General features: G+C 59.6%; 25 protein-coding genes. 20 read left to right on the forward strand and 5 right to left on the reverse strand.

Annotated features, from left to right (window positions below; genetic code table 11):
- Positions 1–5 precede the first annotated feature (5 nt).
- The 8 genes from ACR0CA_RS05300 (at position 6) to ACR0CA_RS05335 (ending at position 8,207) form a co-directional block, all read left to right on the forward strand.
- The gene (locus ACR0CA_RS05300) at positions 6–689 is read left to right on the forward strand and encodes an adenylate kinase (protein ID WP_170788535.1); all 684 of its coding nucleotides are present in this window, start codon (positions 6–8) and stop codon (positions 687–689) included.
- 185 nt (positions 690–874) lie between these two features.
- Positions 875–1,159, forward strand: a complete 285-nt coding sequence (locus ACR0CA_RS05305) for a DUF4212 domain-containing protein (protein WP_170769493.1) — start codon at positions 875–877, stop codon at positions 1,157–1,159.
- Positions 1,160–1,174: 15 nt separating this feature from the next.
- Positions 1,175–2,959, forward strand: coding sequence for a sodium:solute symporter family protein (locus ACR0CA_RS05310; protein WP_170769492.1), 1,785 nt, complete (start codon positions 1,175–1,177; stop codon positions 2,957–2,959).
- Between the two features lie 111 nt (positions 2,960–3,070).
- Positions 3,071–4,894, forward strand: a complete 1,824-nt coding sequence (locus ACR0CA_RS05315; RefSeq protein WP_480897649.1) for a DUF294 nucleotidyltransferase-like domain-containing protein — start codon at positions 3,071–3,073, stop codon at positions 4,892–4,894.
- Between the two features lie 25 nt (positions 4,895–4,919).
- Positions 4,920–5,438, forward strand: coding sequence for a hypothetical protein (locus tag ACR0CA_RS05320; RefSeq protein WP_170784507.1), 519 nt, complete (start codon positions 4,920–4,922; stop codon positions 5,436–5,438).
- A gap of 1 nt (position 5,439) precedes the next feature.
- Positions 5,440–6,852, forward strand: coding sequence for a 3'-5' exonuclease (locus ACR0CA_RS05325; RefSeq protein ID WP_480897650.1), 1,413 nt, complete (start codon positions 5,440–5,442; stop codon positions 6,850–6,852).
- Between the two features lie 89 nt (positions 6,853–6,941).
- Positions 6,942–7,442: a flavin reductase family protein gene (locus tag ACR0CA_RS05330; protein ID WP_170788531.1), complete on the forward strand. Its 501-nt coding sequence runs from the start codon at positions 6,942–6,944 to the stop codon at positions 7,440–7,442.
- 51 nt (positions 7,443–7,493) lie between these two features.
- Positions 7,494–8,207, forward strand: a complete 714-nt coding sequence (locus ACR0CA_RS05335; RefSeq protein ID WP_170769487.1) for a sulfotransferase family 2 domain-containing protein — start codon at positions 7,494–7,496, stop codon at positions 8,205–8,207.
- Here the strand turns inward: ACR0CA_RS05335 and ACR0CA_RS05340 are convergent.
- The 3 genes from ACR0CA_RS05340 to ACR0CA_RS05350 are packed head-to-tail and all read right to left on the reverse strand — an operon-like array spanning position 8,196 to position 10,425.
- Positions 8,196–8,675, reverse strand: a complete 480-nt coding sequence (locus ACR0CA_RS05340; protein WP_170788529.1) for a DUF6505 family protein — start codon at positions 8,673–8,675, stop codon at positions 8,196–8,198. The two genes, ACR0CA_RS05335 and ACR0CA_RS05340, sit on opposite strands and share 12 nt — an antisense overlap.
- A 2-nt stretch (positions 8,676–8,677) precedes the next feature.
- Entirely contained in the window at positions 8,678–9,367 is a 690-nt protein-coding gene (locus tag ACR0CA_RS05345) for a biotin/lipoate--protein ligase family protein (protein WP_480897651.1), read from the reverse strand.
- Positions 9,364–10,425, reverse strand: a complete 1,062-nt coding sequence (locus ACR0CA_RS05350; protein WP_170788527.1) for an Mrp/NBP35 family ATP-binding protein — start codon at positions 10,423–10,425, stop codon at positions 9,364–9,366. Before ACR0CA_RS05350 ends, ACR0CA_RS05345 begins: the two co-directional genes overlap by 4 nt.
- Positions 10,426–10,534: 109 nt before the next feature.
- On the opposite strand from ACR0CA_RS05350, the gene ACR0CA_RS05355 reads away from it, so the two are divergent.
- Positions 10,535–11,263 (forward strand): c-type cytochrome, encoded by a 729-nt coding sequence (locus ACR0CA_RS05355; protein WP_170784495.1) that lies wholly within the window; start codon positions 10,535–10,537, stop codon positions 11,261–11,263.
- Here ACR0CA_RS05355 and ACR0CA_RS05360 read toward each other — a convergent pair.
- Positions 11,257–13,209 carry a 4Fe-4S binding protein gene (locus ACR0CA_RS05360; RefSeq protein ID WP_480897652.1) on the reverse strand — a complete coding sequence of 651 codons (1,953 nt, stop codon included), beginning with the start codon at positions 13,207–13,209 and terminating at the stop codon, positions 11,257–11,259. The genes ACR0CA_RS05355 and ACR0CA_RS05360 overlap by 7 nt on opposite strands.
- Before the next feature lie 263 nt (positions 13,210–13,472).
- Here ACR0CA_RS05360 and ACR0CA_RS05365 point away from each other — a divergent pair, with 263 nt between their 5' ends.
- The 11 genes from ACR0CA_RS05365 (at position 13,473) to ACR0CA_RS05415 (ending at position 23,036) form a co-directional block, all read left to right on the forward strand.
- On the forward strand, positions 13,473–14,027 hold the full coding sequence (locus ACR0CA_RS05365) for a DUF3305 domain-containing protein (protein ID WP_170769481.1): 555 nt from the start codon (positions 13,473–13,475) through the stop codon (positions 14,025–14,027).
- Positions 14,024–14,608, forward strand: coding sequence for a DUF3306 domain-containing protein (locus tag ACR0CA_RS05370; protein WP_480897653.1), 585 nt, complete (start codon positions 14,024–14,026; stop codon positions 14,606–14,608). The genes ACR0CA_RS05365 and ACR0CA_RS05370 overlap by 4 nt, the downstream gene beginning before the upstream one ends.
- Before the next feature lie 4 nt (positions 14,609–14,612).
- Positions 14,613–15,224, forward strand: a complete 612-nt coding sequence (locus ACR0CA_RS05375; RefSeq protein WP_480897654.1) for a TorD/DmsD family molecular chaperone — start codon at positions 14,613–14,615, stop codon at positions 15,222–15,224.
- Positions 15,225–15,287: 63 nt separating this feature from the next.
- On the forward strand, positions 15,288–15,476 hold the full coding sequence (locus ACR0CA_RS05380; protein ID WP_170352882.1) for a ubiquinol-cytochrome c reductase iron-sulfur subunit N-terminal domain-containing protein: 189 nt from the start codon (positions 15,288–15,290) through the stop codon (positions 15,474–15,476).
- A 106-nt stretch (positions 15,477–15,582) separates the two neighbouring features.
- Positions 15,583–18,477, forward strand: coding sequence for a formate dehydrogenase subunit alpha (locus ACR0CA_RS05385; protein ID WP_480897655.1), 2,895 nt, complete (start codon positions 15,583–15,585; stop codon positions 18,475–18,477).
- A 12-nt stretch (positions 18,478–18,489) separates the two neighbouring features.
- Positions 18,490–19,083, forward strand: coding sequence for a formate dehydrogenase FDH3 subunit beta (fdh3B, locus tag ACR0CA_RS05390; RefSeq protein WP_037307340.1), 594 nt, complete (start codon positions 18,490–18,492; stop codon positions 19,081–19,083).
- A 106-nt stretch (positions 19,084–19,189) separates the two neighbouring features.
- Positions 19,190–19,540: a putative quinol monooxygenase gene (locus tag ACR0CA_RS05395; RefSeq protein ID WP_170788521.1), complete on the forward strand. Its 351-nt coding sequence runs from the start codon at positions 19,190–19,192 to the stop codon at positions 19,538–19,540.
- Positions 19,541–19,566: 26 nt separating this feature from the next.
- On the forward strand, positions 19,567–20,763 hold the full coding sequence (locus tag ACR0CA_RS05400) for a formate dehydrogenase subunit gamma (RefSeq protein WP_480549807.1): 1,197 nt from the start codon (positions 19,567–19,569) through the stop codon (positions 20,761–20,763).
- Positions 20,764–22,023, forward strand: coding sequence for a c-type cytochrome (locus ACR0CA_RS05405; RefSeq protein ID WP_480549805.1), 1,260 nt, complete (start codon positions 20,764–20,766; stop codon positions 22,021–22,023).
- Between the two features lie 14 nt (positions 22,024–22,037).
- Entirely contained in the window at positions 22,038–22,163 is a 126-nt protein-coding gene (locus ACR0CA_RS05410; protein WP_269149758.1) for a hypothetical protein, read from the forward strand.
- Positions 22,164–23,036 carry a helix-turn-helix transcriptional regulator gene (locus ACR0CA_RS05415; protein ID WP_170788518.1) on the forward strand — a complete coding sequence of 291 codons (873 nt, stop codon included), beginning with the start codon at positions 22,164–22,166 and terminating at the stop codon, positions 23,034–23,036. It abuts the gene before it with no gap.
- Here ACR0CA_RS05415 and ACR0CA_RS05420 read toward each other — a convergent pair.
- A complete protein-coding gene (locus tag ACR0CA_RS05420) occupies positions 23,033–23,851 on the reverse strand; it encodes an ABC transporter substrate-binding protein (RefSeq protein ID WP_480897658.1) in 819 nt (272 codons plus the stop codon). The genes ACR0CA_RS05415 and ACR0CA_RS05420 overlap by 4 nt on opposite strands.
- Between the last annotated feature and the right edge of the window lies 1 nt (position 23,852).

Below are 23,852 nucleotides of genomic sequence, written 5' to 3' on the forward strand. Positions count from 1 at the left end.
GAATGATGGACGCTGCCGTTACCACCACCCCCGCTGTTCTGATCCTTCTCGGCCCTCCGGGCGCCGGGAAGGGCACGCAAGCCCGGATGCTGGAAGATAAATTCGGTCTGGTTCAGCTCAGCACCGGCGACCTGCTGCGTGAGGCCGTTGCCGCAGGCACCGAGGCAGGTAAAGCCGCCAAAGCCGTTATGGAAGCGGGCGATCTGGTCAGCGACGAGATCGTCATCGCCATCCTGCGCGACCGAATGGCCAAGCCGGATTGCCAGAAAGGGGTCATCCTTGATGGTTTCCCCCGCACCACCGTTCAGGCCAAGGCGCTGGATGGGCTGCTGGCCACATCGGATCAAAAGATCAGCGCCGCGATTAGTCTTGAGGTTCAGGACGCTGAAATGGTCGCGCGCATTTCGGGCCGTTACACCTGCGCCATGTGTGGAGAAGGCTATCACGACACGTTCAAAGTGCCCGCTGTTGAAGGCAAATGCGACAATTGTGGCGGCACCGAATTCAAGCGTCGCGCGGATGACAACGCGGAAACCGTTGCGTCGCGCCTGTCCGCGTATCACGCGCAGACGGCGCCGCTGATTGACTACTACCGGTCCCAAGGTGTGCTGCAAGGCATTGATGCCATGGGCCAAATCGACGCCATCGCCAACGACCTGCAAGGGCTTGTGCGCGGGGTCATGAGTTAAGGGGAGGAGATAAGCCCAAACCGGGCTTTGATCCTTAAAACAGAATACTTCAATGGACCCGCCTTGGCGGACCAGAGAAGTTTTGCCGGACGTCACGGGGCGTTTGGCACATTCGAGAAGCGGTCCAACGCACTGGAGGAGTTGGGCAACGGGCCGCCAACGAGGTAGCGAAGGAGGAACCCGCAATGGCGGATAACACCACAAACTCCGCGCAGACTGCCGAGGCCGATAAGGGCTATTGGCAGGCCAACCTGCGTCTCATCTACATCAGCCTCGCGATCTGGGCGCTGGTGTCTTTTGGATTCGGCATTCTGCTGCGTCCGCTGCTGTCCGGCATCTCGGTTGGCGGCACCGATCTGGGCTTTTGGTTTGCCCAGCAGGGATCGATCCTGGTCTTTTTGGTGCTGATCTTCAACTACGCCTGGCGCATGAACAAGCTGGACGCCGAACACGGCGTGGAAGAAGACTAAGGGAGAGCGGGGATTATGGATCAGTTTACCATCAACCTGCTGTTTGTTGGCGCGTCCTTTGCGCTATACATCGGCATCGCGATCTGGGCCCGAGCGGGGTCCACATCTGAATTCTACGCCGCTAATCGCGGCGTTCACCCGGTCACCAACGGTATGGCGACTGCGGCGGACTGGATGTCCGCAGCCTCGTTCATCTCGATGGCAGGCCTGATTGCCTTCACCGGCTATGACAACTCGACCTTCCTGATGGGTTGGACCGGTGGCTACGTACTGCTGGCTCTGCTGCTTGCCCCTTACCTGCGTAAGTTTGGCAAGTTCACCGTTTCGGAATTCATCGGCGACCGCTTCTACAGCCAGACGGCCCGTATCGTTGCGGTGATCTGTCTGATCGTTGCGTCCGTGACCTACGTGATTGGTCAGATGACCGGCGTCGGCGTGGCCTTTGGCCGCTTCCTTGAGGTGTCCAACACCTCGGGTCTGCTGATCGGTGCAGCTGTCGTGTTCGCATATGCGGTGTTTGGTGGGATGAAAGGCGTGACCTACACTCAGGTCGCTCAGTACTGCGTGCTGATCACTGCCTATACCATCCCGGCAATCTTCATCTCGCTGCAACTGACCGGCACGCCTGTTCCGGCGCTGGGTCTGTTTGGTGACACTGCAAGTGGTGAACCCCTGCTGACCAAGCTGGATGCCATCGTGACCGAGCTGGGTTTCAATGAATACACCACCCACCACTCGAACACGCTGAACATGGTGCTGTTCACCCTGTCGCTGATGATCGGTACTGCGGGTCTGCCCCACGTCATCATGCGCTTCTTCACCGTACCGAAAGTGTCTGACGCACGTTGGTCCGCTGGCTGGGCGTTGGTCTTCATCGCGCTGCTGTACCTGACCGCTCCTGCTGTTGGTGCCATGGCCCGTTTGAACATCAGTGAAATGATGTGGCCGAATGGTGGCATCGAAGGTGGCGCTGTTTCGGTTGAACAGATCGACAATGACGCGCGCTATGACTGGATGGCCACGTGGCAGAAAACCGGTCTGCTGGACTGGGAAGACAAGAACGGCGACGGCAAAATCCAGTACTACAATGACAAGTCGGACGCTCTGAACGCGATTGCAGAAGAAAAAGGCTGGGCGGGCAACGAACTGACCAAGTTCAACCGTGACATCCTGGTTCTGGCCAACCCCGAGATCGCCAACCTGCCAGGTTGGGTGATCGGTCTGGTCGCTGCCGGCGGTCTTGCCGCTGCTCTGTCGACCGCTGCGGGCCTGCTGCTCGCAATCTCGTCGGCTGTGTCTCACGACCTGATCAAGGGCGCGATCAACCCGCAGATCTCGGAAAAAGGCGAGCTTCTGTCGGCGCGGATCGCAATGGCAGTCGCCATCGCCGTGGCAACCTGGCTGGGTCTTAACCCTCCGGGCTTCGCGGCGCAGACGGTGGCCTTGGCCTTCGGTCTTGCAGCGGCCTCGATCTTCCCGGCGCTGATGATGGGGATCTTCTCGACCCGCATCAACAACACCGGCGCGGTCGCGGGTATGCTGGCTGGTCTGGTCGTCACCTTGGTCTACATCTTCCTGCACAAGGGCTGGCTGTTCATTCCGGGCACCAACTCATTCACCGATGCTGACCCGCTGCTGGGTCCGATCAAGTCGACCTCGTTCGGCGCGATCGGTGCCATGGTCAACTTTGCCGTCGCCTACTTTGTAGCCGGCGCGACCAAGGAGACCCCGCAGGAGATCAAAGATATGGTCGAAAGCATCCGCATTCCCCGTGGCGCGGGTGCAGCTCAGGATCACTGAGCCCTGATGCGGCCCATTGGCCCATTGCCAAAGGCCGCGTCTTTCGACTGACTACTCCCGCCCGGCACACCACCGGGCGGGATTTTTCAACCCGAAACCGAGGAGTAGCCCATGCCCCTGTCCCATGACGAGATCACCCGGTTTCTGAAATCCGTCCATCCCTATGACGCCCTGCCCCACGACCTGCTGGATTCTGTCGCGCAACAGATCGAGGTCTGGGAGGTCGAAGAGGATTCTCCGATCTATGAGCTGGGCCATACCCTGCCCGGCGTCTTTGTGATTTACGAAGGACAGGTTGAGATCAAGGATGAGAACGACGCCGTGGTCTCTCATCTGGGTTTGCGCAATTCCTTTGGCGAACGGGGCCTGTTGAAGGACGGCAAGGCGCTCACCAAGGCCAAATCGCACGCGCCTTCAGTGCTGTTGGTTCTGCCGTCCGATCTGGTGCGCGAATTGATTGACGGGCATACAGTTGTCGCAAAGTTCTTTAACCGTACCCGTGATGCGCGCCAGGGCCCGCAAAGTCTGGCGACAAGCGCCATCGACGTGCTGATGGCACACAACCCTGCCACCTGCCCGCCGGACACTCTGGTCCGTGAAGCTGCGCAGGTGATGCGGGACAAACATATCTCATCACTTTGTGTAACCGAGGGGGACGCGCTGCGCGGGATCGCCACGTTGCGCGATATCTCGGGCAAGTTCGTGGCCGATGGGATGCCCGGCGACACCCCCATTTCAGCCATCATGACCGCCGATCCCATCACCCTGTCCCCATCCGATATCGGGTCAGACGTTCTGCACATCATGATGGAGCGCGGCATTGGCCATATCCCGATTTCCGAAGGCGGTCGTCTGGTCGGTATAGTGACGCAGACCGACCTGACCCATTATCAGGCCGTCAACTCTGCCGAACTGGTCCGGCGGATCGCGTCGGCGCAGACGGCCCAGCAGATGGCCGACGTGACCGATGAAATCCCGCAGCTTCTGGTACAGCTCGTCGCCGCCGGGAACCGGCATGAGATCGTCACGCGCCTGATCACCGATATCGCGGACACGGCTACAAGGCGGTTGCTGGCGCTGGCTGAGGCCAAGCTTGGACCCCCGCCTGTGCCCTATCTGTGGCTGGCTTGCGGATCGCAAGGTCGACAAGAACAGACAGGAGTGTCGGATCAAGACAATTGCCTGATGCTGGATGACAGCGTGTCCGAAGTGGACATGTCCTATTTCCACGCGCTGGCCAAATTCGTCTCAGATGGGCTGGACACTTGTGGGTATTTCTATTGCCCCGGCGACATGATGGCGACGAACCCGCGCTGGTGCCAGCCGGTGCGCGTCTGGCGCGATTATTTCAAGGGCTGGATCGCCAAGCCTGACCCTGAGGCGCAGATGCTGGCTTCGGTCATGTTCGACCTGCGCCCTATCGGCGGCGCTTTCCACCTGTTCGACGACCTGCAAGCCGATACGCTGGCTGCGGCGCGATCGAACTCGATCTTCGTGGCGCATATGATCTCGAACTCACTGAAACACACACCACCTCTGGGCCTTCTACGCGGCTTTGCCACCATCCGGTCGGGCGAGCACCGCAACACGCTGGATTTAAAACATAACGGCGTTGTGCCAGTGGTTGATCTGGCGCGGATTTACAGCCTGCAAGGCAAACTGCCGGAGGCCAACACCCGCGCGCGGCTGAAAGCGGCAGGATCGGCAGGTATCCTCAGTGCGTCCGGCGCGCGGGATCTGCTGGACGCCTATGACCTGATCGCTGAAACAAGGCTGGAACATCAGGTGCGTCTTGTGAAAGGCGACAAGAAACCGGATAACTTCCTGCCGCCATCGGACCTGTCTGACTTTGAGCGAAGTCATCTACGCGACGCGTTTGTCGTGATAAAAACGATGCAATCAGCGGTTGGCCACGGAAAAGGAATGCTGGGGTAAACCGGCTGGAAATGGGAGAGACAGAATGTTCCTCGAACTGATCGCCACCATCTTTGCAGGCATTGCATTCGCCGGCGTGGTGATGGTGATAAACAAATTTACCGGCGGTCGTCTGCCCAAATGGGTCGCGCCGGTCGCTGCAGGGCTTGGGATGATCGGAATGACGATCTCGAGCGAGTATTCGTGGTACGACCGCACCAAAGACACACTGCCCGACGGGATGACCGTGGTGCAAGAGGTCGAAAGCCGCGCGCTATACCGTCCCTGGACCTATGCGGTACCCTTCGTGAACCGGTTTGCGGCGATTGACACCGTCTCGGTCCGCACAAACGAACAAGTGCCGGAACAGCGGCTGGTTGACCTCTATTTCTTTGGCCGCTGGGCACCCGTGTCCAAGTTGCCTGTAGCGGTCGATTGCGCGCAAAACCTGCGCGCCAATCTAGCCGACGGGGCAGAGTTCGGGGCTGATGGGCAGCTTGTGAATGCCGACTGGATCACCGGCACAACCGACGACCCCATCATCGAGGCCACCTGCGGAGTGTAACATGCTGACCCGGCTAAGCCTGCGCCTACGTATCTTCCTGTTCTTCTGCCTGCTGGCCGTTGGCGGAGTAGTCGTCAGCGCACTGGCACTGTGGATCAGTTACCGCCGCGTGGCCGACCCGGACCTGATCAACGCGTTCATTTTTGCTGAAATCATCATGGGTTTCGGCTTCGTTGCACTGATCGTTGCCGTCTGGCTTTTGTTCGATGACAACGTCGCCAAACCGATCGAGCGTCTGTCAGCGGAACTGCGGGCGCGTGCTCATGCGGGTGTCAGCTCGGACATGGACATGCAGGCCGCGCGCTATCTGGGCGATCTGGCCCCTGCGGCTGCAGGTCTAGCTGATCAGCTTTCAGAAAAGACCCTGAGTGTGGCCGAAGCCGTCGCCGCCGAAACCGCACATTTGGCCGCTGAAAAGCAACGATTGACCGCTTTGCTGACTGATATCCCGGTGGCCATGCTGCTGGCCAGTCCGACCCATAAGATCGTTCTTTATGATGGACAGGCGGCCGAGGTTCTGGCTCAGATTTCACATCCCCGCCTGAACGCGGCACTGTCGGAATATTTTCAACCTGAACCGCTGGGAAATGCCTATACCAAACTGGTCAAAACCGGGATCGAGGTCAGCTGCACGCTGACAAGCACCGACGGCACCCAGTCATTTGCGACCCGCATGAAGCCCTTGGGCGATGCGCCCGGATACATGCTGATATTCGATGACAGCGTCGCCAATATCGCGCCCGAAGCCTCACGCCCGCTGGTCTATGATTTCGCACTGATGAACTCGGAAGCCAACCGCGCGCTTGAGACGCTGGAACTGCGAGACCTGTGTTTTGTCGTCTTCGACACCGAGACCACAGGTCTATTGCCGCACAAGGATGAGATCGTGCAAATCGGCGCTGTTCGGGTGGTGAATGGTCGGATCATCGAAGGCGAACAGTTGGATATGCTGGTTGATCCGGAGATGCCAATCCCGCCGGCCTCGACCAAGGTGCATAAAGTGACGAATGCCATGGTCCAGGATGCGCCCAAGATTGCCGAGGCAGGCCGCGTGTTCCATCAATTCGCGCGGGACGCCGTGATCGTGGCCCACAATGCGCCCTTCGACATGGCCTTTTTGCGCCGCCATGCCAACCAGATGAGCGTCGCATGGGATCACCCCATTCTGGACACGGTCTTGCTGTCCGCGGTGCTGTTCGGGGCCAGCGACAAACACACACTGGACGCGCTGTGTGAGAGGCTGGATATCACCATTCCGGACGCTTTGCGTCACACCGCCTTGGGCGACGCCGTCGCCACGGCTGAGGCTCTGGTTCGTATGCTGCCCATGTTACAAGCGCGCGGCATGAACACGTTCGGTGCGGTTATCGAGGCGACGCGTCAGCATGGGCGCTTGCTGGAAGACCTGAACTAAGCTGGAAAATATATCGGTTAAACACAGCTTTTCGTGGACAATCCCACCGGGTCGTGGCACCTGAGGCCCGGCCACTGAACGAGCGCGCAATGACGGAAACGACCTTTACCCCTACCCCGGATCAAAGCACCGCCTTCCGCGAGGCGTTGGGCTGTTTCGGAACTGGTGTCACAGTCGTTACTACCCACACCGAATTGGGTCCACGTGCGATCACGGTGAACTCGTTCTCCTCGGTCTCGCTGGACCCGCCTTTGGTGTTATGGTGTCTGGCAAAGGATTCCAACCGGTTCGGTGCGTTTCATGACTGCCAGCACTATTCAATCCACGTTATGGCGCAAGATCAGCAGGATCAGGCGCTGAAATTCGCCCGTGACGGCGCGGATTTTTCCCACGCGGATTGGGCGCCGGACCACGCCAACCGCCCGCAACTGTCGAATTGCCTTGCCCGCTTTGACTGCCAACTTCACGCCCGGTACGAGGCCGGAGACCACCTGATCCTGATCGGAGAGGTCGAAAAAGTCATGTATCGCACTGGAAAAGGATTGATTTTCAAACGCGGTCAATTTGGCGGTTTTGCTGACCTGATTTAGTTTATTTTATGTATTCACTTATTGCGATCTAATATCGTACAACCCCGTACAATGATTGGAAGCAAGAAGAAAATCGTCTTTGTCCACATCCCCAAAACCGGCGGAAGTTCGGTTGCATGGGCGTTGCGAAAAGAATTTGACCGACCAAATCCCCTTCAGCGGTCGCTCAAAAGCCTCGACAAGAGGACTTTAAATACCGGGCTTTACCCAAAGTCGAAATTCCAACCTCTTCCAGTCCATGCGAAGGCGACAGACTACGTCCAGCATTTGGGTGACAGATATTGGGCAATGCATTCGCTCGCCTTTGTTCGGAACCCGTTCGACCTCCAGATTTCGTTGTTCAGCTATATACAGCAGACCGATATTCACCCCTTGCATAACGCGATTAAGGACATCAGTTTTCGAGAGTTTATTATTGAGTATTGTGGGACCGAATGTTCGCCAAACTGTCAATCGTCGTATGTGTTGGACCCGCAGGACCGCTGCATCGTCGGTACTGTTGGGCGTTTGGAAAACCTAAACGCTGATTTCCGGTCTTTTTGCTCCGAGATCGGCGTAAACGCGACATTGGACCATGAAAACAAGTCCAAGCGATCACGTAGAATCGCCGAGTACTACGACCCGGAACTAACAGAAATGGTCATCAATGCGTTTCGCCCGGATTTCGATTTGTTAGGTTACAGCACCGATCCGCATGACTTGTCCTATGCGCAGATGAAACTGGCCCAGCACCCTAGACTGCAACCGCATTTGTCAGTCGTCTAGCGAGCCATGTACGGCCAACGCCTCAAGCTGGGTTTCCTGCGGGGTGATGATGCGGAAAGCCTCATGCACACCGGTCTCGGATAGTTCACGGGCAACGGTCAGCAGGGTGTTGGGCGCATGTTCTTCGCACAGCTCGGACATATGGGTGATCTCTGATTGCGCCACGCCCAAGGCGGCTTCGACCGAAGGTGCGCCATAGAACTGCACGAAATGCTCGGCCAGGTTCTGCGCAATCTGGTCGATCTCGGAGGGTTCCACCTGCGTCACGGCCACGAATGTCACCCGGCCAAAGGTCTCAACGCCCAACCAACCGTTCGAGAACGCCTGCCGGGCCTTGCCCTCAAGATCGCCCTCGCCCCAGTTCGAAAACTCGAACCCGCCCGAGATACACCACTCGCCCGTGCGGGCCGGGGAATGAAATACGTTCATGTCGCTTTCGTCGAAATGGATCGCGCGGGCCAGTTTCATCTTTAGTTCTCCAGTAGATCCGTCAAGGGGCGCAGGGTTGTTTCGGCACCGTCGCGGATCAGCATTCCGAACCGCTCGTCGGCGCCCAGAAAGACACCTGTGTCATAGGGTTCGCCCACCCCGCGTAGCAGCCCCATCCATTCGGCGTGTAGCGGCGCATTTCCGACTTCTTGCCAGCGGTTGAGCCATGTCAGCATGTGCCGCGACCAGCTTTCGACCAGTTGAGTCGGCGATACCTCGGCGCAGCCTTCGTCATAAAGCGCTGTGATATCTGGATTTTCGCCAGGCGCTTCGCTGGTTTGTATCAGCGCCAGTTCCCAGCCCACGATCAGCCAGTCGGGTTCGGCCTCGGGCACGGCAGCCGAGGCCGCGACCTGAAACATCCCGCACTTGGCCCCGTTCACACAGATCGGACCATCCCAGTCCAGATGCACCGCAACCTCGGGCGGTGCAAGGGCGCCAAGGGCGTTTTGAAAGCCCACGGCGCACAGAGGCAGCATCGCCATCGCGTCCTGAAGCGGAACCTCAGGTGCAAAGACGATAGCCACACGCAGGCGGTCCGCCTGAATGTTGTAGACCACCGTTCCCGCGTCGCAGCCCAACGCGGCCATGGCTTGCGCGCGCTGAAACGGATCCTCGCCGCCTTGCACCGGGTGGCCGACAAGCAGCGGAGGGAACACGGGTTCCGTCATGCGCTGCCCTTAGCAATCAGGTCGCGGGCGATTTTGCGGAACGCGTCGGCCTGCGGGCTGTCGGGTTTGCTGACCACGATGGGCGCGCCTCCGTCCGCTGCCACGCGAATGTCCAGATGCAGAGGGATTTCCCCCAGCAGCGGAACACCCAGCGATTCAGCCTCGGACGCCACACCGCCATGGCCGAACACATGTTCCTCATGCCCGCAATTCGAGCAAATATGCGTGGACATGTTCTCGATCATGCCGACGATGGGCGTTTTCAACTGGTTGAACATGTCGATCCCCTTGCGGGCATCGATCAAGGCGACGTCCTGCGGGGTCGAGACAACGATTGCGCCGTCTACCTGGAACTTTTGGCTCAGTGTAAGTTGCACATCACCGGTGCCGGGCGGAAGGTCAACGATCAGCACATCCAGCGCGCCCCACTGCACCTGGTTCATCATCTGCTGCAACGCGCCCATCAACATCGGACCTCGCCAGACAACCGCCTGCCCTTCGTTGGTCATCAGCCCCATCGACATCATGGTAACGCCGTGGTTGCGCAGCGGCAGGATCGTCTTTCCATCGGGGCTGGCCGGACGACCCGAGACGCCCAGCATCCGAGGCTGCGATGGGCCATAGACATCCGCGTCCAACAGACCCACGCGCCGTCCCTCAGCGGCCAGCGCGCAGGCAAGGTTCGCAGATACGGTGGATTTGCCGACCCCACCCTTGCCCGAAGCAACAGCGATGATCCGATCCACACCGGCCACTGGTTGAGGCCCGGTTTGCGCCGGTTTCGGCTTGGGTTTCAGATCCGGCGGCGCCTTGTCGGAATGCGCGGTCAGCATGGCCGAAACCTTGGCAACGCCATCCACCATCTGCGCGGCCTGCTCGGCCGTGGCGCGCACCGGCTCCATCTTGTCGGCGTGCTTGGGATCGATCTCCATCACAAAGCGTACGGCGTCGCCTTCGACGTTCAGCGCGCGCACGATACCAGCGCTGACAATGTCCTGACCCGACACCGGATCGGTGATCTTCTTGAGGTTCGCCAGAACCGCGTCACGAACACTCATGCCTGTAACCCTTTGATTTTCCCAACCATGTGGCTGCTGTTCATTGCATGTGTCTCCGTCTCATTCTGTTTATTTGACGCAATTGGGGCGCTGCCGCTAGGCTGACCCCATGCGCGTACTCCTTTTGTGCCTGAGCCTGACGCTCACCGCCACCCCCTCTTGGTCGCAAGAGGCGCTCGGGCTGACTGCCCCCCCCGAAGTTGCCGACTCTGGCCTGTTGCAACATATTCTTCCCCGCTTTTCTCTCAAGACCGGGATACGGGTTATTGCCGATGACGCGGGCGTTTTGGTGTTGGAAAGCGGCCCTCCGGGTGATCCGGTCTTTGCCCGCGATGGGGTGATATACCACCTGCGCATCGGGGACGACACCAAACACGAACGGTTCCGCGACTGGCTGCTGTCGGATATCGGCAAACGCACGGTCGAAGGGTTCGCCCCCGACAATGGCACGCCGTTTTCGGCTGAGTTCGAGATCGCCGCCGTGCAGGAAGAAACCGTGATCGACGGCGATGCCCTGTTGGGCGAGGAACTGTCGATGACCCATTGCGGGCGATGCCACGTGATCGGCCCTCAAAACCGCATGAACGGGCTGGGCTCGACGCCATCCTTTGCCGTACTGCGTGCGATGCCGGACTGGTCGGAACGGTTCGAGGCGTTTTTTGCCCTGAACCCGCATCCGGCCTTTACCCAGATCGACGGGCTGACACCGCCCTTCGACCCGGAACGCCCCTCGCCCATTCATCCGGTCGAGATAACGCTGGACGAGCTGGATGCGATATTGGCCTTTGTCTCGGTCATTCGCGCCGCTGATTTGGGCGCTCCGCTGCAACTTCAGTGATCCTTCCTTTTTGAGAAGTAGTCCTCGGTCGTGACGACCTTCGGGCGCGGCGCGGATTGGAACGGATTGTCCTGATGTTGAAACTGCGCGTTCACTCGGCAATTGTCGCACATCTGGATCATCCGCGCCTGATCCGAGGTGGCGAACATTGGATGCGTGCCCGACAGCTTCTCCATGATCCGTTCGACCGTGGATTTAACGCCGAACAGCGCGCCGCATTCGACACAGGCAAAGGGCTCTTCCTCGTTCAACACCTGCTGAGACAAGGCGGCATCGCTCAGGTCCAGTTGCGGGACCAGCGTGATCGCGTCCTCGGGGCAGATTGTTCGGCACATGCCGCATTGCAAACAAGCATCCTGCTGGAAGTTCAGCTGCGGCATATCCGGGTTGTCGATCAGCGCCCCCGACGGGCAGAGCGACACGCAACTCAGACACAGCGTGCAACTGTCTGTATTCACGGCCACCGCGCCGTAAGGCGCATCTTCGGGCAATGGCAGCGGAGCATCGGCCTGTGGATTAAGCGCCTGCGCGGCCAAGCGTGCGATTTGACGCCGATTTCCCAAGGGCAGCACCGTGTCGGCCAAAGGTGCTGGAACATCCTGACCATATAGCTGATCGGACATAGCGTCCGGGTCCGCTTCATCAATCAGGCCCAGCTTGCCCACGCCTGCGATGGCCTCGACCAATGCCAGTTCCCTGTCCAATGCATCCCGCTCGGTCGTTGGCGCCAGCAGCACATCCACACGGGCAAATCCATGGGCCAGCGCGGCCAGCATTTCGGAATGGCCAAAGCCCGAGATCACATTCAGTTCCAATGGAATCACGTCGGCAGGCAGACCACGACCAAAGCGGGCGGACAGTCGGATCATTTCAGCCCCGTGGGCATCATGAACCAGCAGCCGGGGCGCTTGTCCCTCGGCCCGTCGATAAGTGCGCGCCAGAATGTGCATCCGGGACAAAAGTGCTGCAACCGGCGGGTCTTCGTAGGTGATCGCTGTCGAGGGGCAGACCGCAGCGCATTCTCCGCATCCGGCGCAGATCATAGGGTCGATTGACACGTGTTCGCCCTCAGAGGTGATCGCACCGGTTGGGCAGATGTCCAGGCAGTTAGAACACCCTACCTGTTCGGCGCGGGAATGGGCGCAGAGAGTTTCCTCCATCCGAACATAAAGCGGTTTTTCAAAGGTGCCGACCAGTTGCGCCGCTTCAAAGGCCAGACGTTCTACAGCGACGGTATCCTTGGGATCGGCCCTCAGATACCCTTCGCGCTTGGCGGGGGCCTGCACGAAAGGCGTGTCCCCGGTCAGGTCCAGAACGATATCGCAGGATGAGCCCGCCCCGTCGCGCGGTTCCGACCATGCAAAGGCTCCGCGTCCGTCGGGTTCTAACTGTTGCAGCGCATCCAGCCGCAGGGAAAATCCACCCAAAGCACCGGTCAGCGACCGAACACGCCCGCGCACCACATCGTAGGCCCGCGACATCGGCTCGCTATCGTCGGTGCTGAGGACCGTGACGGCCAAGGTCGACGACAGGCGCTCGGCCAGATCAAACGCAACTGCACCGGGGCCGATGATAAAACACGTGCCTTCGCTGACGACATCCACGCTGGGCGTGATCGGCTGCGGCAACAGCGCCTCTGCAGCCAGCGCTGCCATCTTGGGGGCGGCATCAGCGCCCTCATCCGACCATCCCGCGCGGTCTCGTAGATCGACGAAACCTGGGGCCTCGACCCCAAGCTCTTCGGCCAGGTTGCGAAAGACTTCCTGCTCTTGCCCACAGGCGACAATCACGTCACCGTCCTGCATAAACTTCGCAGCTGTCTCCAATTCGCGCGTACACAGCGCCGTGTGGACCTTGGAACATGTCGCATCGCAAGCGGACGCAATCTTGTCTGCGTCCACGCGCTGAGTGCCCGCGCAGTCGCATAATAGTAGTTTGGTGCTCATATCCCCTCCCCGGATGTCGCGCCATCTCACAGCACAGTAGGCTGTATTCAGGGGACGGCAATGTAAACCCCATCGCAAACACGCCAAATCCAACCCCCGGACGCGCTAAACAACCCTGTTTTTCTACCGGGGAACAAGGCCCCTCACGAACTCGCTATCACCGTATGCGACTAAAGTCGTAGTGCTTGGGCTTGGCAGAAGATCATTTTGTGTACCATAGTGGACATGGGGAAGGCAGGGGAGAGCCTTCCGGGGAGGAATACGTGGCGAAGGCCGCTCATCAAATTGAAATGCCAATTGGCGTCGTCGTGCGCAAAACGCCCGGAGTCACTCGCTGGGCGAAATGGAACTGGCGCGCCGTCGCGGTTTTGCCCGGCGCCGGTCCTGCGGACTGGCACGAAATGCGCCGTGAAGGGGAGGCTGTAGAATACCACGCAGCAACCCTGCCCCTGACGTTGTGGGCGGATGAGACCGAGGCGTATATGGTCAACCTGTCCGACGGCACGCCCTCGATATACCTTGTGCTGCGCGATGCGCTGGACGGGCAGCGCCCGATGGATGCTGTGCTGGTCACAGCCTCACCCTATGAAGGACAGGATTACGCGGATACTGGTGAAGAGATTGTCGAGAAAATTCCAATGACCGACGGGCTGATCGCCTGGGTGCGGGATTTCGCTTTGGAACATCACCGCGATGAAGTCTTCGTTAAACGCAAACGCGACAAGAAACGCACTGATCTGGTCGAAGATGGCAAAGGCGATGCGCGCATCCGACAAACGTCTGATGTTTACCGCGCCCCGCGGAGGATCATCCAATGACCGAAGCCCGCGATTTCTGGTCCCGCCGCAAAGCCGCCGTTCAGGCCGAGGCTGAGGCCGAAGTAATCGCAGCCGAAGAACAGGTGATCGCAGATCAGCGCGCCGAGCTGGAAGAAAAAACCGACGCCGAGATTCTGGCCGAGCTCGACCTCCCCGATCCCGATCAGTTGCAAGCTGGTGACGATGTCTCGGGCTTTATGGCCAAAGCTGTCCCCGATCGTCTTCGCCGCCGCGCCCTGCGCAGGTTGTGGCGACTGAACCCGGTATTGGCCAATGTAGACGGCTTGGTGGATTATGGTGAGGACTACACCGATGCGGCCTGTGTGATCGAAAACCTTCAGACCGCCTATCAGGTCGGCAAGGGTATGCTTGCTCATGTCGAAGCGCTGGCCGCCAAGGCCGAAGCCGAGGCGGAAGATTCCGATATCGAGGTCGAGGCCGAGGAACCTCAGCCAGAACCCGAAGAAATCGACCTGCCCGACCCAGAGCCCGTTCTCGTGGCGGAAATAGAACCTAACGCGCCAGAGGAGGCGGAAGTCGCCCCTGCCCCGCGCCGCATGAAATTTGAATTCGAAGGATAACCGAATGACCGCAAGTGAAGCGCAACAGATGGATGTCTCGGCCGAGGATCGCCTGCGCGCGGATTTCTACAACTTTCTGGGCCTGCTGCTGGCCGGTCCGCCAGATCAGATGCTTCTGGACCAGATGGTGGGCCTCAGCGGCGATGACAGTGATCTGGGTCAGGCTATTCAGGCGATGGCTCGGGTGGCCAAAGTCACCAAACCTGCGGCTGCTGAACGTGAGTTCAACGCACTGTTCATTGGGTTAGGACGCGGAGAGCTTCTGCCCTATGCCAGCTTTTACCTGACCGGATTCCTGAACGAGAAACCATTGGCTCAGCTGCGCAATGACATGGCTGTGCGCGGTATTACCCGGGCGCAAAACGTCTATGAACCCGAAGACAACATCGCCTCGTTGATGGAGATGATGGCGGGTATGATCGTCGGCCGGTTCGGCGCGCCCGCGTCTTTGGAGGACCAGAAAGCGTTCTGGAACAAACATATCGGCCCTTGGGCCACGCATTTCTATTCGGATTTGGAAGGCGCCGAGAACTCGGTCCTCTATGCCTCAGTCGGCACTGCCGGTCGGGTCTTTATGGAGATCGAGCGCGAAGCTTTCCGAATGTCGGCAGCGTGAGACGTTGTCATTCGCCAGCGTCCCTTGCGGGGCGTTAAACTGCAAATGGGAAAGGAGACACCCATGAGCAAGACCAAGGAAGAAGGTGCAACGCGCCGCGACTTCCTCAAACTGGCCGGAACCGCAGCACCCGCTGCTGTCGCCGCAGCCAGCCTGACCGGACAGGCCGAAGCAGCCGAGCTGCCCACGGACGAAACCCGGATGCAGGACACCGCGCATACACGCGCATATCTGGAAAGCACCCGGTTCTAGGATCGGACGTTTTCACCACCCGACAGACGGTTGCGATTGGCCCTGACGTCGGTTTTGCGAAGTACCAAGCAGCCGTGACATACATGGCACGCAAGGGAGGAAAGTAATGCTTAGGAAAAAGACCAACGGGGTTGCGAGACGCCCCCAGCGGACAAGTATCCTGTCCCAGGTCGGCGAGAAAACCGTCGATCGCCGCGCATTTCTGCGTGGCTCGGGCCTGACGATCGGCGGCCTTGCCGCGATCAGCGCCACGGGTGGAACCGTGACGCCAGCCAGCGCCCAGACAGCGGCGAACACCGCCGTTGAAAACATCAAATCCGTATGCACTCACTGCTCGGTCGGCTGTACAGTTGTTGCCGAAGTGCAGAACGGTGTCTGGGTCGGGCAGGAACCCGGCTGGGACAGCCCGTTCAACCTGGGTGCGCACTGCGCCAAGGGGGCCTCGGTCCGCGAGCACGCCCATGGTGAGCGCCGCCTGAAGTACCCGATGAAAAAAGAAGGCGGAGAGTGGAAGCGCATCAGCTGGGAACAGGCGATCGACGAGATCGGCGACGGCATGATGAACATCCGCCAAGAATCCGGGCCGGACAGCGTGTACTGGCTGGGTTCTGCGAAACACAATAACGAACAGGCCTATCTGTTCCGCAAGTTCGCGGCCTACTGGGGCACGAACAACGTGGACCACCAGGCCCGTATCTGCCACTCGACCACTGTTGCTGGCGTTGCGAACACATGGGGCTATGGCGCCATGACCAACTCGTACAACGACATGCACAACAGCCGGGCCATCTTTATCATCGGTGGTAACCCGGCCGAGGCGCACCCCGTCTCGCTGCTGCATATCCTGCGTGCGAAAGAGCAGAACAACGCCCCTTTGATCGTTTGCGACCCGCGCTTTACGCGCACCGCGGCCCATGCGGATGAATATGTCCGTTTCCGCCCCGGCACCGACGTTGCACTGGTCTGGGGTATCCTGTGGCACATCTTCGACAACGGTTGGGAGGACAAAGAGTTCATCCGCACCCGTGTCTGGGGAATGGACCAGATCCGCGAAGAGGTTGCCAAGTGGACCCCGGATGAGGTTGAGCGCGTTACCGGTACGCCTGGCTCGCAGCTGCGTCGCGTCGCCCGGACAATGGTGAACAACCGTCCCGGCACCGTTGTATGGTGCATGGGTGGTACACAACACACGAACGGCAACAACAACACCCGCGCCTATTGCGTGCTTCAGCTTGCGCTTGGCAACATGGGCACATCGGGCGGTGGCACCAACATCTTCCGCGGCCACGACAACGTGCAGGGCGCAACAGACCTTGGTGTTCTGTCCCATACCCTGCCCGGCTACTATGGCCTCTCCGCAGGTGCATGGGGTCACTGGAGCCGCGTCTGGGGTGAAGATCTAGATTGGCTGAAAGGTCAGTTCGCCACGATCAAGGACAAGGAAGGCAAGGATAAGCCGCTCATGAATGAGCGTGGCATCCCGGTTTCCCGCTGGATCGATGGTGTTCTGGAAGACCCGGCCAACATGGATCAGGACAACAACGTTCGTGCCATGGTTCTGTGGGGCCACGCGCCCAACTCGCAGACCCGGATGACGGAAATGAAGACGGCGATGGAGAAGCTGGACATGCTGGTCGTGATCGACCCGTATCCCACCGTCTCGGCTGTTCTGCATGACCGCACCGATGGTGTCTACCTGTTGCCCGCCTGTACGCAGTTCGAAACACGTGGTTCGGCCACGGCATCGAACCGGTCGCTGCAGTGGCGCGACAAGGTGGTTGATCCGCTGTTCGAAAGCTTGCCGGACGAGGTCATCATGGCCAAGTTCGCCAACAAGTTCGGCTGGGCGGACCGCTTCTTCCGCAATATCGAGATGGAAGATTCCGAGACCCCGAATGTTGAAAGCATCACGCGTGAATTCAACTCGGGCCTCTGGACCATCGGCTATACCGGGCAGTCGCCGGAACGTCTGAAAAGCCACATGGCCAACCAGCACACGTTCGACAGAACCACGCTGCAAGCCATCGGTGGACCAAACGACGGCGAGTATTACGGCCTGCCGTGGCCCTGCTGGGGTACGCCGGAAATGGGTCATACAGGGACACCAAACCTCTATGACATGTCCAAGCCGGTGGCCGAAGGCGGCCTGACTTTCCGCGCCCGTTTCGGTGTGGAACGCGATGGTGACAACCTGCTGGCCGAAGGGGTCTATAGCGTTGGATCGGAAATTCAGGATGGTTATCCGGAATTCACGATGCAGATGCTGATGGATCTTGGCTGGGATGGCGATCTGACCGCCGAGGAACGCGCGGCGATTGACGCTGTTGCGGGTCCTGAAACCAACTGGAAGACCGACCTCTCCGGCGGTATCCAGCGGGTTGCGATCAAGCATGGCTGTGCGCCCTTCGGGAACGCCAAAGCCCGCGCGGTTGTCTGGACCTTCCCGGATCCGATTCCACTGCACCGCGAGCCACTCTATACCAACCGGCGCGATCTGGTGGAGGACTATCCGACCTACGAGGACCGTCAAGCCTATCGTCTGCCCACCCTTTATGCTTCGATCCAAAAGAACGACTTTTCAAAGGATTACCCAATAATCCTGACGTCTGGTCGTCTGGTCGAATATGAAGGTGGCGGTGATGAGACACGGTCCAACCCGTGGCTGGCCGAACTTCAGCAGGACATGTTCGTCGAGATCAATCCGCGCGATGCCAATAACCTTGGCATTCGGGACGGATCACAGGTCTGGGTCGAAGGTCCTGAGGGCGGAAAGGTCAAGGTGATGGCGATGCTGACCAACAGGGTTGGCGCCGGCGTGGCCTTTATGCCGTTCCACTTTGGCGGTCATTTCCAGGGCGAGGACCAGCGGCACAAATACCCCGCAGGTGCTGACCCCTATGTCTTGGGCGAAAGTTCTAACACCGCCCAGACCTATGGCTACGATTCAGTAACCCAGATGCAGGAGACCAAATGTACTCTCTGCAAGATCTCGGCAGCGTAAAGGAGGACGAAAATGGCTAGAGCAAAGTTTCTCTGCGACGCTGAACGCTGCATCGAGTGCAACGCCTGTGTCACCGCGTGTAAGAACGAGCACGAGGTGCCATGGGGCATCAACCGCCGCAGGGTGGTGACGATCAATGACGGCAACCCGGGCGAACGCTCGATCTCGGTGGCCTGTATGCATTGTTCGGATGCGCCTTGCATGGCGGTGTGCCCGGTCGACTGCTTCTATCAGAACGAAGAAGGTGTCGTCCTGCACTCCAAGGACCTGTGCATTGGCTGCGGCTATTGCTTCTACGCGTGCCCCTTCGGCGCGCCGCAATATCCGCAGGCGGGCAACTTCGGATCGCGCGGCAAGATGGACAAATGTACCTTCTGCGCCGGTGGTCCCGAAGAAACGCACTCGACCGCAGAGTTCGCCAAATACGGTCGCAATCGGATCGCCGAGGGCAAACTGCCCATCTGCGCCGAGATGTGTTCCACCAAGGCCCTGCTTGCCGGTGACGGCGACGTGGTCTCGGCCATCTACCGCGAACGCGTTGTGGCGCGCGGCTTTGGCTCGGGCGCGTGGGGTTGGGGCACCGCCTACGACCAGAAAGACGGCTAAGGTCTATCCGAAGCTCGACAGCCCCCTGCGCTAGGCCGGGGGCTGTCTTACCCTTGCCTGTGGCCGCCTGTCGGTCGCCGCCTTTCCTGACGAAGGTAGGACGCCTATGACCAACGATATCTACTGGCTGTTGAAGCTGGACCTGAACCCAGAAAAACAGTCCGAGTTTGAGGCCCTGATGGCCGAAATGGTCGCCGCGACCCTCGAGGAAACAGGCGCTAAAACCTATGAGTGGCACCAAAGCGACAGCGCCATTCACATCTATGAACGTTACGCAAGTTCAGATGATGCGATAATTCATATGCAGAATTTTGGGGCAAATTTCGCGGATCGGTTTATGTCCTTACTTAAGCCGGTTCAGTTTGATGTCTACGGCCCCGCGAAAGACGACCTTCAGGCGGCCCTGTCCCCTGTCGGAGCCGTTTTTCACAAGCAGATCGGCGGCTTTGACCGCTGACACGACCAAGAATAGGGAGAGAACCCATGCGCCTGATCCATTTTCTGCTCTTCTCACTCTTCCTGACCGGTGCCGCATGGGCGCAGGACGCCCCGGAATCCCCGGCACCGGATCGCTCGGCCACCGGAGGGGCCACGACGCTTGAGGATATTCTGGCCCGTCAACGGGGCGAGAAAGTGGACAACACTTATCGCTCGGAAAACACTGGCCAAGGCAATGTCGAAGGTTTGCTGGGGCAGTTTGGTACTGCCGGTGTGGCCTCGGACAGTGATGTCTATCGCGCGCTACGCTATGGGTCGGCGGATGTCACCGTGTCGTCTCAGGGGCCCGCAGCCAGTGTTCTTATCCAGGATGGTGGCATGTGGTGGTGGGCTTTCCGCACCGGACCGTTGCGAGAATACGGAACCTACATCATTGCAGGCATGGCCGCCGTGATCCTGCTGTTCTTCCTGATCCGTGGCAAAATCCGCATTGATGGTGAGAAAACCGGGCGCACAGTCACGCGTTTCAATGGGTTTGAGCGGTTCGGCCACTGGCTTTTCGCCGGGTCCTTTTTAGTGCTTGGGTTTACAGGGCTGTTGACACTGTATGGGCGGGATTTCCTGATCCCGATCTTTGGAAAAGAAGGCTTCGCGACTATTGCGCAAGGGTGCAAGTGGCTACACAACAACCTCGCCTGGGCCTTTATGTTGGGGTTGATCATCGTGACGGTGAACTGGATCGCTCACAACATTCCCAACCGGACCGACCTGAAATGGCTGGCCGCCGGTGGCGGTTTGTTCACCAAAGGCAGCCACCCGCCCGCCAAAAAGTTCAATGCCGGTCAAAAGGTCATATTCTGGTCCTGCATTCTGCTGGGCGTGTCGATCAGCCTTTCGGGCCTGTCTCTGCTGTTCCCGTTCGAGATGCCTCTGTTTGCCAAAACCTTCCAGATCGCCAATGCAACCGGCCTGCCTCAGGCAATGGGTTTGAGCCTGCCGGTGCAGATGTCGCCGCAAGAGGAAATGCAATACGCGCAGGTCTGGCATGTGATGATCGCCTATGTTTTCATCGCCATCATCATCGCCCATATCTACCTCGGCTCGGTCGGGATGGAAGGTGCATTTGACGCCATGGGAACCGGCGAAGTCGAAGAGCAATGGGCACGCGAGCACCACTCGTTGTGGCTGGAGGAGGTCCAGGAAAAAGAGGCCAGCAAAGCGGCGGCCTCGCCCGCCGAATAGATGCGCGGGCTGGTTCTGGCGCTGGCGTTGTTGCCCCTGCCCGCTTTAGCTGAGTTCTATACGCTCAAAGGTCATGGCGGTCCGATCATGGGGATCGCCACGGCCCCCGACGGGCGGATCGCCACCGCAAGTTTCGACAACTCTGTCGGCATCTGGTCGGATCAAATGCCGGAATGGCTGGAAGGTCATGAGGCGGCTGTCAACGCCGTCGCCTTCAACGGCACCGCGATCTATTCCGCTGGCGACGACTTCACCCTGCGCCGCTGGCCGGGTGGTGAGGTCGTGGGGCAGCACAAGGGTAAGATCGTACATGTCGCGGCCTCCAAAACCCATGTGGCGACCGCCAGTTGGGACGGCACAATCGGGTTGTGGCCCGTCGATGGATCGGAACCAACGACTCTGACGACCGGCAGCGGAGTGAATGCCGTGGCGTTTACACCTGACGGCAGCCAGCTTTATTCAGCCGGTGTCGACGGCGCTTTGCGCTTGTGGGATGTGACCAGCGGACAGGAAACTCTGCGGCTGGTCGAGCATGGCTTTGGCATCAATGAACTGGTGCTAAACACGCAGGACAACTGGATCGCCTATGGCGCTGTTGATGGTGTCACCCGCATCCGCGACCTGACCACGGGCGAGGAACGTGACTTTACCCTCGACCGTCGTCCTATTCTGGCATTGGCACTCAGCCCGGATCGCAGCATGCTGGCCGTCGGTGACGGCGAAGGCTTCATCATGGTGATCGACACGGTCGAGTGGCGCATCGCGCAGGATTTCCGCGCCACTTTACGCGGCCCGGTCTGGGCGTTGGCGTTTTCACCCGATGGTCAAAACATCCACGCGGGTGGTATTGATGAGGCGATGTACAGTTGGCCGGTCGCCAATCTGCGCGAGCAAGAACGGATGGCTGCGTCCGAGCCCAGCTTCCTCAAAAACCCCGATCAGATGAGCAATGGTGAACGGCAGTTTGCCCGCAAATGCTCAATCTGTCACAGCCTGACCCCAGACGGGCAACGCCGCGCCGGTCCGACGCTGCATGGCGTCTTTGGCCGCCGGGCTGGAACACTGCCGGGATATTTCTATTCGGACACGCTGCAAGACTCTGATATCATTTGGAATGACGAAACCATAAATGCCCTTTTCGACGAAGGACCCGACCACTACATTCCGGGGTCGAAGATGCCGATGCAGCGGATCACGCAGCCCAGCGACCGGGACGATCTGGTCGCCTTTCTGCGCCGCGCCACGGCACCGGAAAACTAACGCCGGAGGAGACAATGAAAGCCTTTCTAGCCGCCGTCGCCGCGATGGTCGTCATCGCGATCGCCGCCCCTGCTGTCCTGAACCAGATTGGATTCAGCGCAGCGGACGCCGGAACAGGATCAGCGGTGCGCTTGGACTGAATGCCCGAGTATCTGACCACCAAAGAACTGGCCGATCTGCTGCGCATCGGCGAGCGTAAGGCCTATGATCTGGCGTCTTCGGGCGAGGTACCCTGCGTGCGCGCGATGGGCAAACTTCTATTTCCCCGTTCCGAGGTTGTCGCCTGGTTGAATGCTTCACGCTCGGGTCCTCAGGTTGAAGATCCGCCCTTGCCTCCGATTGTGGCGGGCAGCCATGACCCACTGTTGGACTGGGCCTTGCGGGAAAGCGGCTCGGGGTTGGCGACCTATTATGACGGCTCGTTTGACGGGCTGAACCGCCTAAAGGACCGTACCGCGCAGGCGGCCGCGTTGCATATTCATGAGGCGGAAGGGTTCAACACCCAAGCCCTGCGCGATCATCTGGGCGAAGCATCGGTTGTTCTGTTTGAAATCGCACAACGCCAGCGCGGTTTGTTGCTGGCCCCCGGCGTGTCTGACATCCAAAGCTTCGCGGACCTCAATGGTAGGCGCGTGATCCTGCGGCAAAGCTCTGCCGCCAGCCAAAGACTGTTCGACGCACAGTTGGAGCATCACGGCATGACCCGCGCGGATCTGGACGCCCTGCCCACTTGCGCCCGCACAGAGGAAGAGCTGGCCATCGCCCTGCACGACAGCAAGGCCGAGGCCGGTTTTGGTCTGGGTGCACTGGCGGGTCTCTATGATCTGGGCTTTAGCGCCACCCATACTGAACGGCTGGACCTTGCGATCTGGCGGCGCGCCTATTTCGATGACCCAATGTTGAAGCTGTTGGCCTTTGTTCAATCCGATCGCTTCGCGGCCCGCGCCGCCGAGTTCGGAGGGTACGACCTAGGCGGGCTGGGCACAATTCACCACAACGGCGCTAGCGGTTAAGACCCGTCGGCGTTGGGGAAAAACAACTGTTCTCCATCCAGTTTGTAGGACGCAATGGCCGCTTGCCCGTCCGGCCCGGTCAGCCAGTCGATAAACCGCTGACCCGCCGCTGCCCTTACGCTTGGGTGTTTTTCCGGGTTCACCAGAATGACGCCATACTGGTTGAACAGGCGCGGGTCGCCCTCGACCATGATCTCAAGCTCGCCCCGGTTGCCAAAGGATTGCCAGGTGGCGCGGTCGGTCAGGACATAGGCGTTCATCCCGCTGGCGACGTTCAATGTGGCCCCCATGCCGGACCCGGTCTCACGATACCACGCACCGGATGCGCCCGTCGGATCTAAATTGGTCGCCGCCCAATGGCGCATCTCGGCCTTGTGCGTCCCGCTGTCATCCCCGCGCGAGGCAAAGGGGGCTTCGGCCTCGGCCACGGCGGTCAGGGCCGCAACGATATTGTCGCCGTCCTTTACTTTGGCCGGGTCCGATTTGGGGCCGACCAGCACGAAGTCATTATACATCACGTCAAACCGCTCAACGCCCCAGCCATCGGCGACGAACTGTTCCTCGGCGGGTTTGGAGTGAACCAGCAGAACGTCTCCGTCCCCGTTCACAGCGTTTCGGATTGCCTGTCCAGTACCGACGGCCACAACGCGCACATCGATTCCGGTTTCAGCCTCGAACCCCGGAAGGATATAGTCCAACAGGCCCGAATTCTGCGTAGACGTGGTGGATTGCACAACGATGAACGGGGCCTCGGCCCACGCAGGGGTCATCAAGCCAAGCGATACCAATGCAGCCCGAAGAAAATCTCGGATCATC

The sequence above is a fragment of the Ruegeria sp. F12 genome (assembly GCF_056533885.1).

Excerpts from the sequence above, each read along its gene's own strand:
- ACR0CA_RS05300 (WP_170788535.1), top strand. The coding sequence starts at position 6 with ATGGACGCTGCCGTTACCACCACCCCCGCTGTTCTGATCCTTCTCGGC.
- ACR0CA_RS05305 (WP_170769493.1), top strand. The coding sequence starts at position 875 with ATGGCGGATAACACCACAAACTCCGCGCAGACTGCCGAGGCCGATAAG.
- ACR0CA_RS05310 (WP_170769492.1), top strand. The coding sequence starts at position 1,175 with ATGGATCAGTTTACCATCAACCTGCTGTTTGTTGGCGCGTCCTTTGCG.
- ACR0CA_RS05315 (WP_480897649.1), top strand. The coding sequence starts at position 3,071 with ATGCCCCTGTCCCATGACGAGATCACCCGGTTTCTGAAATCCGTCCAT.
- ACR0CA_RS05320 (WP_170784507.1), top strand. The coding sequence starts at position 4,920 with ATGTTCCTCGAACTGATCGCCACCATCTTTGCAGGCATTGCATTCGCC.
- ACR0CA_RS05325 (WP_480897650.1), top strand. The coding sequence starts at position 5,440 with ATGCTGACCCGGCTAAGCCTGCGCCTACGTATCTTCCTGTTCTTCTGC.
- ACR0CA_RS05330 (WP_170788531.1), top strand. The coding sequence starts at position 6,942 with ATGACGGAAACGACCTTTACCCCTACCCCGGATCAAAGCACCGCCTTC.
- ACR0CA_RS05335 (WP_170769487.1), top strand. The coding sequence starts at position 7,494 with ATGATTGGAAGCAAGAAGAAAATCGTCTTTGTCCACATCCCCAAAACC.
- ACR0CA_RS05340 (WP_170788529.1), bottom strand. The coding sequence starts at position 8,675 with ATGAAACTGGCCCGCGCGATCCATTTCGACGAAAGCGACATGAACGTA.
- ACR0CA_RS05345 (WP_480897651.1), bottom strand. The coding sequence starts at position 9,367 with ATGACGGAACCCGTGTTCCCTCCGCTGCTTGTCGGCCACCCGGTGCAA.
- ACR0CA_RS05350 (WP_170788527.1), bottom strand. The coding sequence starts at position 10,425 with ATGAGTGTTCGTGACGCGGTTCTGGCGAACCTCAAGAAGATCACCGAT.
- ACR0CA_RS05355 (WP_170784495.1), top strand. The coding sequence starts at position 10,535 with ATGCGCGTACTCCTTTTGTGCCTGAGCCTGACGCTCACCGCCACCCCC.
- ACR0CA_RS05360 (WP_480897652.1), bottom strand. The coding sequence starts at position 13,209 with ATGAGCACCAAACTACTATTATGCGACTGCGCGGGCACTCAGCGCGTG.
- ACR0CA_RS05370 (WP_480897653.1), top strand. The coding sequence starts at position 14,024 with ATGACCGAAGCCCGCGATTTCTGGTCCCGCCGCAAAGCCGCCGTTCAG.
- ACR0CA_RS05375 (WP_480897654.1), top strand. The coding sequence starts at position 14,613 with ATGACCGCAAGTGAAGCGCAACAGATGGATGTCTCGGCCGAGGATCGC.
- ACR0CA_RS05380 (WP_170352882.1), top strand. The coding sequence starts at position 15,288 with ATGAGCAAGACCAAGGAAGAAGGTGCAACGCGCCGCGACTTCCTCAAA.
- ACR0CA_RS05385 (WP_480897655.1), top strand. The coding sequence starts at position 15,583 with ATGCTTAGGAAAAAGACCAACGGGGTTGCGAGACGCCCCCAGCGGACA.
- fdh3B (WP_037307340.1), top strand. The coding sequence starts at position 18,490 with ATGGCTAGAGCAAAGTTTCTCTGCGACGCTGAACGCTGCATCGAGTGC.
- ACR0CA_RS05395 (WP_170788521.1), top strand. The coding sequence starts at position 19,190 with ATGACCAACGATATCTACTGGCTGTTGAAGCTGGACCTGAACCCAGAA.
- ACR0CA_RS05400 (WP_480549807.1), top strand. The coding sequence starts at position 19,567 with ATGCGCCTGATCCATTTTCTGCTCTTCTCACTCTTCCTGACCGGTGCC.
- ACR0CA_RS05405 (WP_480549805.1), top strand. The coding sequence starts at position 20,764 with ATGCGCGGGCTGGTTCTGGCGCTGGCGTTGTTGCCCCTGCCCGCTTTA.
- ACR0CA_RS05410 (WP_269149758.1), top strand. The coding sequence starts at position 22,038 with ATGAAAGCCTTTCTAGCCGCCGTCGCCGCGATGGTCGTCATCGCGATC.
- ACR0CA_RS05415 (WP_170788518.1), top strand. The coding sequence starts at position 22,164 with ATGCCCGAGTATCTGACCACCAAAGAACTGGCCGATCTGCTGCGCATC.
- ACR0CA_RS05420 (WP_480897658.1), bottom strand. The coding sequence starts at position 23,851 with ATGATCCGAGATTTTCTTCGGGCTGCATTGGTATCGCTTGGCTTGATG.